Genomic DNA, 3,629 nt, shown 5'->3' on the forward strand with positions numbered 1-3,629 from the left:
CCCCTCGTTGGGGAGGGGTGTCCCGCCGCCGCGGATACGCCGCGGCCGCGGCTTTCACAAGGGGAAAATTGCCGCTAAGGCGAGCCGAAACGTCGTATTCGATCCAGAGCCCCCTCATGCCCACAGCCGTCCTGTTGACAGATCCCGCATGTCCCGCGCTCGACCCCGCGCTGGTCGAGAGCCTCCGGAACGCCTGGGGTGGCGGGCCGGCCGTCTGGCTGGCACCCGGCGAGGCGGCGGAGTTTCCGGTGCCGCAGGCGCCGTCGAACGCGCCCGGGGTGTGGGGGGAGTTGCAGGGGCTTGGCGTGGACCTCGCCCTGGTGCCCGAGGCGGGGCGGCGGAAGCGGCTGCTGATCGCGGACATGGACAGCACGCTGATCCGGCAGGAGTGCATCGACGAACTGGCCGAGGTCGCGGGCGTGGGCGCGCATGTCCGCGAGATCACCGCGCGGGCGATGAACGGCGAGCTGGATTTCGAGGGCGCGCTGACCGAGCGGGTGGCGCTGCTGAAGGGGCTCGAGGCCGGCGTGATCGACCGGGTGCTGGCCGAGCGGATCACCCACATGTCGGGGGCCGCCGTGCTGGCCGCGACGATGCGCGCGAACGGGGCGCACACGCTGCTTGTGTCCGGTGGCTTCACCGCCTTCGCCGGGCCGGTGGCCGCCGCGCTGGGCTTCGACGAGGCGCAGGCCAACGTGCTGGAGGCGGCCGGGGGCCGGCTGACCGGCACGGTCCGGCCCCCCATCCTTGGCCGCGATGCCAAGGTCGCCGCGCTCGAGCGCACGGCGGCGCGGCTGGGGATCGCGCCCGAGGACGCCATCGCGGTCGGCGACGGTGCGAACGATCTGGGGATGCTTGGGCGCGCGGGGCTTGGCGTGGCGCTGCACGCCAAGCCGGCTGTGCAGGCTCAGGCGCAGATCCGGGTCAACCACGGCGACCTGACCGCGCTGCTCTACCTGCAGGGCTATCGCAGATCGGAGTTCGCGCCGGTCTGATCCCCGTTCAGGCCCGAAGCGCGGCTGCGGGCCGGACGTGGCCCACCGTGTCGCCCCGGCGGTTGCGAATCGGCGCCTCGATCCGGGCGGCCGCGGCAGGGGCGTCCGCCTCCAGCACGCCCAGCCGCACCAGCAGCGCGGCGATCGCGCAGTCCGCCGCGCGCCCCGCGCCGTCCGCGATCTTCAGCGCGATGCCCACCCCCTGCGCAGGCAGGATCGCGGTGAAGACGCCCTCTGCCCCGGTCTTGACGACGAAGGCGCCGGGGGCTGCCCGCATGAGTTCGGTGCAGGCGCGGCCCTCTCCCGCCACCAGATCGGGATGCGCCATCATCGCCTCGACCAGCCGCGCGCCGGCGCGGCTCTGCGCGTCCTCGCGCCGGTGTGCGGTGGCGAACCACGCCATCGCCTGCGCGATGCCGTCGAGCCGCCCGGCGTAATTGGGCAGCGCGCAGCCGTCGATCCCGTAGCCCGGCGATGGCGCGCCGGTGAGGTCCTCGAAGACCTCGCGGCAGGCCGCCTGCACGGGATGGTCGGGCAGGTGATACTCCGGCCCCGCTCCGATGTGCCGGGCGAGCGTCAGCATCCCCGCGTGCTTGCCGGAGCAATTGTTGTGCAGTTGCGTGGGTGGCGTGCCCGCCCGGATCAGCGCCTCGCGCGCGGCGCGGTCCGAGGGCATCTGCGGCCCACAGCGCAGGTCCGACTCGCCCAGCCCCAGCCCTGCCAGCCAGTCGGCGACCCGCCGCGTGTGCCTCTCCGCCCCCTGGTGCGAGGCGCAGGCCAGCGCCAGATGTTCGGGGCCAAGCCCGGCGGCGTCCGCCGCGCCCGAGGTCAGCAGCGGCAGCGCCTGGATCATCTTGATCGCCGAGCGCGGCAGGATCGTGCGCTCCGCGTCGCCCCAGGCGTCGCGCAGGCCCTCGGGCCCCGCCACCGCCGCCGCGCCCAGATGCAGGCTTTCCACGAAGGGGTCGCGCGTGACCTCGACCATCGGTACCCAGCCCTGCATCGCGTTCCCCCTCACGGTTTGGCGATTTTCCGCCAAGAACCCTTTCGCGGACAGAGCATTTCACGGTAGAACACGCCCGTCGAGAGGGGCTCGCCCGGCCGAACGAGCCGCCGCCAAGAGCGGCTTTGGCGGGCACGATCTGGGGCATGGACAGCTTGGAGGCAGGCGAATGACATCCCGTATGGTGCCGGGTCTGGCCGGCGTCCTTCTGCTGATGGCAGGCAGTGTCGCCACGGCGCAGGAGGCAGAAAGCACGAACCGCGTCGCCGCGGAGACGGACTGGAGCGTCTTTATCGAGGACAATCCAAAGGAATGCTGGGCCGTGACCCAGCCGAAGGAGACGGAGAATACGCGCGACGGCCGCGTCGTCGCCGTGCGGCGGGGCGAGACCCTGCTTTTCACCTTCTTCCGTCCGGACGAGGACGTCGCGGGACAGGTCACCTTCACGGGCGGCTATCCGTTTTCCACCGAAGAACCGATCACGCTGGTGATCGGTGACAGCGAGTTCCGGCTCTACACCCAGCCCGACGATTCGGACACGCCGGTGAACGAGCAGGAATGGGCCTGGGCCGCCTCTCCGGAGGAGGATGCGAAGATCGCCGCGGCGATGCGGCGGGGCTCGGATGCCGTGGTGACGGCGCAGAGCACGCGCGGCACGCAGACGCAGGACACCTTCTCGCTCATGGGCTACACCTCCGCGGTCGAGGAGGCGCAGCGTCGCTGCGAGGAGTGACGGCACTTTGGCATCCTCGCGAAAATGCTATATGGGGCCTCATCGTCCCCTGACACGCGAGTGACCCGATGACCGCCGATGCGCCGATCACGCAGGATGTCCTGACGCTGCCCCGGAAGCAGCCGGACGGCGCGTGCAACCTCGTGGGCCTGACCCGGCCCGCCCTCCGCGCGGCGCTGGTCGAGGCCGGCACGCCCGAGAAGCAGGCGAAGATGCGCGAGGCGCAGCTCTGGCAGTGGATCTATCAGCGCGGCGAGCGCGACTTCGCGGCGATGACGAACCTGTCCAAGGCCTATCGCGCGGAACTGGCGGAAAAGTTCGTCATCGCGATCCCCGAGGTCGTCTCGAAACAGGTCAGCGCCGACGGCACGCGCAAGTACCTGATGCGCATCGCGGGCGGCCACGAGGTCGAGACCGTTTACATCCCGGAGACGGACCGCGGGACGCTCTGCATCTCGTCTCAGGTGGGTTGCACCCTGACCTGTTCCTTCTGCCACACTGGCACCCAGCGACTGGTGCGCAACCTGACCGCGGGGGAGATCGTGGGCCAGGTCATGGCGGCGCGCGACGATCTCGACGACTGGCCGAAACCGGGCGAGGGGATGGGAGAGCGGCCGCGCCTCATCTCGAACATCGTGCTGATGGGGATGGGCGAGCCGCTCTACAATTTCGGGAACGTGCGCGACGCGATGAAGATCGCGATGGACGGCGAGGGGATCTCGCTGTCGCGCCGGCGCATCACGCTGTCGACCTCGGGCGTGGTGCCCGAGATCGCCCGCTGCGCGGAAGAGATCGGCTGCCTGCTTGCGGTCAGTTTCCACGCCACGACCGACGAGGTGCGCGACCGCCTCGTGCCGATCAACAGGAAGTGGAACATCGCCACGCTGCTCGATGCGCT

General features: G+C 70.9%; 4 protein-coding genes. 3 read left to right on the forward strand and 1 reads right to left on the reverse strand.

What is annotated here, in order from left to right:
• Positions 1 to 116: 116 nt before the first annotated feature.
• Positions 117 to 995 (forward strand): phosphoserine phosphatase SerB, encoded by an 879-nt coding sequence (gene serB, locus ACLFOB_RS14625; protein WP_410926559.1) that lies wholly within the window; start codon positions 117 to 119, stop codon positions 993 to 995.
• Between the two features lie 7 nt (positions 996 to 1,002).
• Here the strand turns inward: serB and ACLFOB_RS14630 are convergent, their stop codons facing one another.
• The gene (locus ACLFOB_RS14630; RefSeq protein ID WP_410926560.1) at positions 1,003 to 1,998 is read right to left on the reverse strand and encodes an asparaginase; all 996 of its coding nucleotides are present in this window, start codon (positions 1,996 to 1,998) and stop codon (positions 1,003 to 1,005) included.
• A 169-nt stretch (positions 1,999 to 2,167) separates the two neighbouring features.
• On the opposite strand from ACLFOB_RS14630, the gene ACLFOB_RS14635 reads away from it, so the two are divergent.
• Positions 2,168 to 2,731, forward strand: coding sequence for an invasion associated locus B family protein (locus ACLFOB_RS14635; RefSeq protein WP_410917303.1), 564 nt, complete (start codon positions 2,168 to 2,170; stop codon positions 2,729 to 2,731).
• Between the two features lie 68 nt (positions 2,732 to 2,799).
• On the forward strand, positions 2,800 to 3,629 hold an 830-nt coding region (gene rlmN / locus ACLFOB_RS14640; RefSeq protein WP_410926561.1), incomplete at its 3' end, for a 23S rRNA (adenine(2503)-C(2))-methyltransferase RlmN.

The sequence above is a fragment of the Rhodosalinus sp. genome (assembly GCF_046542825.1).
GTDB lineage: Bacteria > Pseudomonadota > Alphaproteobacteria > Rhodobacterales > Rhodobacteraceae > Rhodosalinus.

Coding starts and splice junctions, on each gene's coding strand:
- ACLFOB_RS14635 (WP_410917303.1), top strand. CDS start 2,168: ATGACATCCCGTATGGTGCCGGGTCTGGCCGGCGTCCTTCTGCTGATG.
- ACLFOB_RS14630 (WP_410926560.1), bottom strand. CDS start 1,998: ATGCAGGGCTGGGTACCGATGGTCGAGGTCACGCGCGACCCCTTCGTG.
- serB (WP_410926559.1), top strand. CDS start 117: ATGCCCACAGCCGTCCTGTTGACAGATCCCGCATGTCCCGCGCTCGAC.